The sequence below is a fragment of the Flavobacterium sp. genome (genome assembly GCF_043780635.1).
In the GTDB taxonomy this organism is placed as follows: domain Bacteria; phylum Bacteroidota; class Bacteroidia; order Flavobacteriales; family Flavobacteriaceae; genus Flavobacterium.
Genome location: NZ_JAYWCK010000034.1, coordinates 1 through 4,180 on the forward strand (window position 1 = coordinate 1; position 4,180 = coordinate 4,180).

The 4,180-nt window shown below is 32.6% G+C and carries 4 protein-coding genes; 3 read left to right on the forward strand and 1 reads right to left on the reverse strand.

Going from position 1 to position 4,180, the window contains the following annotated elements; translation table 11 throughout:
* Window positions 1-114: 114 nt before the first annotated feature.
* Together ACH2BV_RS03090 and ACH2BV_RS03095 are read left to right on the forward strand one after the other, a co-directional pair.
* Window positions 115-420, forward strand: coding sequence for a hypothetical protein (locus tag ACH2BV_RS03090; RefSeq protein WP_395049223.1), 306 nt, complete (start codon window positions 115-117; stop codon window positions 418-420).
* A 223-nt stretch (window positions 421-643) separates the two neighbouring features.
* A complete protein-coding gene (locus ACH2BV_RS03095) occupies window positions 644-1,315 on the forward strand; it encodes a recombinase family protein (protein WP_395049224.1) in 672 nt (223 codons plus the stop codon).
* Between the two features lie 1,456 nt (window positions 1,316-2,771).
* Here ACH2BV_RS03095 and ACH2BV_RS03100 read toward each other — a convergent pair.
* Window positions 2,772-3,638, reverse strand: a complete 867-nt coding sequence (locus ACH2BV_RS03100) for a transglutaminase-like domain-containing protein (RefSeq protein ID WP_395049226.1) — start codon at window positions 3,636-3,638, stop codon at window positions 2,772-2,774.
* A 264-nt stretch (window positions 3,639-3,902) separates the two neighbouring features.
* Between ACH2BV_RS03100 and ACH2BV_RS03105 the strand changes: the two genes are divergently transcribed.
* A partial coding sequence (locus tag ACH2BV_RS03105) for a hypothetical protein (protein ID WP_395049228.1) occupies window positions 3,903-4,180 on the forward strand: 278 nt, incomplete at its 3' end.

The window sequence follows — 4,180 nt, forward strand, 5'->3', positions numbered from 1 at the left end:
ACGAGGGACGGCAGTTTGTTTGTCGTCCTTTTGAATTATTTAAAAATGGTTAGGACTTGATTCGCCTTTGCAAATAATTATGATGATGTTTCACAAAAACAAAAATCATAAATCATGGCAAAATGGACACGACAACCGCAAGAAGAAACAGGAAATTATCACTTTTCGGGTACTTTCGCAGTAACCGCAGGAGTTAATCAGAAAATCCCACAAGCTGAAATCTTAGAAATTTACAACGATGTGCAAGCCTTTGTAAAAGAGCAAAACGGAATTGATTATTTGCAAGTCTATCAAGATGAGCGAGGACGAAAATTATTTTTTGTTGATGCTACACCAAAAGACTTATTTGATTCTGGTGAGTGCGACCCAAAAGACCCTGATTTTAATAATTGTGTTCTTTGTTTTCCCGAAGAACGCTAAATTGCATAATTCATGCAGTTACACGAAACCCACAAAGTAACTTTTTTGTGGGTTTGTTTTTTTTATGTGGTTGCAACGGTATAGCCTTTATTTAGACGATTGATAGAATGACGTGATTATTTAATTCCTTTTAGAGTTTATCCCTTGCAATAATTTTAGAGTTTCTTATATTTGCAACAAATCAAGAACGGTCATACTTGTTTTGTTGCATATAAGAAATCACATGAAGAACTACATAGCATATATCAGAGTTTCAACCAAAGGACAAGAAAAAAGTGGTTTAGGTTTGCAAGCACAGCAAGCCATCATTGACCATTATGCCAAAGCTGAAAACGCTGAAATCTTATATACCTTCGTTGAAACCGAAAGCGGTGGAGATATAAGCAACCGCCCGAAGCTCAAAGAAGCCATAAGTTACTGCATTAAAAACGATTGTATCTTGATTGTTGCAAAACTCGATAGATTGAGCCGTGATATTGAGCATATTTTTAAAATCAAAAAACAGTTAGGCGATAAATTCAAATCGTGCGACCTACCCGATACCGAAACAATCACAGTCGGAATCTACGCTATTTTTGCCCAACGTGAAAAAGAAATTATCAGTATCAGAACTAAAATAGCCTTAGAGCAAAAGAAAAAGCAAGGTGTAAGGTTAGGAAAACCCGAAAACTTCACACATGAAGGCAGACAAGCAGGGGCAGACACAAGAAAGCGAAAATCGAGAGAAAATCCAGTCAATACAAGAGCGTATGCACTTATCAAGGTTTGCAGAGAACAACAAGGATTATCATTTTCAGCGATTGCAGACCACTTAAACCAAAGCGGTTACGCCACGCCAAAAGGCAAGCCGTTTTTAAGGCAGACGGTTGAGAGGGTTTATAAAAAACAAGTTTAAGCGAACCCATAAATACATAAACCCATAAAACCATATTAATATGATTGATTAAAAATACAACTTATCAAAACTTTCACTAATTTGCAAAGCGGTCTTATACCGCTTTTTAGCTCATTTCTCTTTTTATCATGTTAGAAAGTATTTTTACTGATGAACTCCTTGTAGAGCTTCAATCAATGGGAAATCAAAAGTTTGTAGAAAACCCTACGGTATTTTGTAAACTTTACATTCCTTGAAAAGTTTGGGTTGCCTGTGTGTTTAATTACGACCCATCTAACCAAGAATTTACTTGAATATTCTTTGATGGATATGAAGAAAATTATGGTGAATATGGTCTATTGCCGCATGAGTGGCGTGAATTTAGATTAGATTTTATACAAGAGAAAGCCGAAAGATTATGAGTTATTATTAAACAAGATACGCAATTTAAACCTTGCAAAGTATCTGAATTAAATTTGGGCTTGTAGTCGCCTGTCTATATGAAGGGGTGCAAGCCCCTTTTTTGTGTAATCACAAATTTCTTGTACCTTCACAATGCCTTTTATGGCATTTTTATTTTTTCTATTTTCCACCCATGAGGAAACACAAATTTTTGACTAAGGAAATCTTAAACGATTTTCGCAAAATTTGAGAACAAAGAGAAACAGACGACCCAATCATTGTATGCAAGTTTTTTAATCCATGTTGAAGTCAATCATGGTATGCAAGCGAATACGATGAAGTAAATCACATCTGCTTTGGATTTGTAATTTTTAATGAGAAAGAGCGAGGATATTTTTCCCTGCACGAACTCGAAGACTACAAATGACCACTTGGTATTGGAATTGAGAGAGATGCACACTTTCACAAGTGTAGATTCTCAGAACTCAAAGAAAAAGAGGGTTTGTAGTCGCCTATCTATATGAAGGGGTGCAAGCCCCTTTTTTTATTTCTACGGTTTTTCCTACCTTTACGGTGCAGGTCGAAACACCTGCAATATTTATTTTGTAATTCTTTGTTTCATGCTTACAGCAAACAAAAAAGACCCTTTAATTTTAACGAAATTCTACGACCCAATCACTTGCTTTGAATGGTATCCGTTGAAATTCAATAAAAAAGGGAATGAGTTTTTTTGATTTCTTGCTTGTAATTGAAAAGGTCATTTTTGAAAGTTCGATTTAAACCGAATAATCAAAGGGAACAATTACCCACTCACTACAAAATCAAGAATTGAGAAACTTGATTACAAAACACCAATTCATTTTACACAGTTATTTGGAGATATTGAACAATATCCCACGTACTAAAAATGATTTAAAGGCTTGTAGTCGCCTGTCTATATGAAGGGGTGCAAGCCTTTTTCTTTTAATGATTTCTTTCTGTTTTTCAAGTGATAATTTTCCATAAAACCATATTCCTGTATATATGGTTTTATGGTTTTATTATAATGTTTTTTTCGGAATCAAGAATAGACTATTTAACCTTGATTAAAATAGCCAATCAAAACATTAATATCTCTATTAATTTTATTATAACTGTCAGCTAATATATTGTATGCTATAATATTAGATTCTGCTTTTAATTTATATTCAATTTGCTTCGCTTTTCCTTCTAATTCTTTAATTTTAATAAGAATATTTTTCTGATAAGCGTTCGCATCAACATAAACTTTACCATACATTCGAGTAGCTTTTTCTTCATTCTCACGTAACTCTTTTATTTTAGTAAAAAGTTTTGTTCCATTTTTTTTAGGATAAATAATTATAGGCTCTTCATTATTTTCAATTATAGGTGAAATAATACCAATAGGATTATATCCCGTACTTTCAATCAAGGCAAACGAACCTGTTGGAGTTTGATAATTACCCAATCCATCTGAAACTTGTATCCCTACTGTCATGTGTTTATTTTTTTTATATGCAAGCAATACAACTTTAAAATCCAATAAAATTAGCAGTTTTGCTAATAAGAAAGATTTATCCATGCAAACCCCTTTACCCAAGTATAACGTTTCATAAGGATAATATGCTCCCCAATCACTTTCTTTTAGTTTATCATAATCATAAAGTAGCCCACCCTGAACAAAACGAGTAACACCAAGAGCTAAAATATCAGGATTTGTACCAAGAAAACGCTGAGTCTTAGCCAAAGTTTCCCTAAGTATAGGGATGTCTAAATCATTATTCAAAAACATATTATAATATTCAATCTCCCAATTCGGTTGTTGCAATACATATTTTGGAAGATTATTAAAATACTTGAATACTTCTTCTTTAAATTCAAATCTAAATCCGAAACGCTTAATACTAAAGTCAAAATAATATGTTTCTTGTTTTGAATTCATATGCTAAATACCGAAAAATAAATTTTTTAATTAAAATTTCCTTTTGTTTCTAATATTACCTATCATTGCTTTTTATCCGAAAAAGATATAAACTTTCTAAGAAAAGTAACTTTGCTGTTGATTTGCCTACCTATCAATTTTAAAAAATTTCCAGTATTTCTGCATAAATTTTTAAAGGGTTATCTACACAAACTTAGAAGTTAATTATTCATTTCAAAAATTACCCTTAAAAAAATTTACAACCATAATTAAACCAATAAAACAATGAATGATTTTTCAGCAGAATCTCCAGAAAATTTAGAACAAAAATGTTGCGTTACTTTTGTTTTAGATGTTTCGAGTTCTATGAGTAGTGACGGTGCAATTGATGAACTAAATGCAGGTCTTCAAGAATTTCATAAAGATATTCAAGATGATTCTACTGCATCAAATCGGCTGGAAATTGCTATTGTAGAATTTAGCAATACAGTTTCAACTCTTATCGACCCAAGTTTAGCAAGCAATTTCACTATGCCTATGCTAAAAACCAAAGGAACAACAAA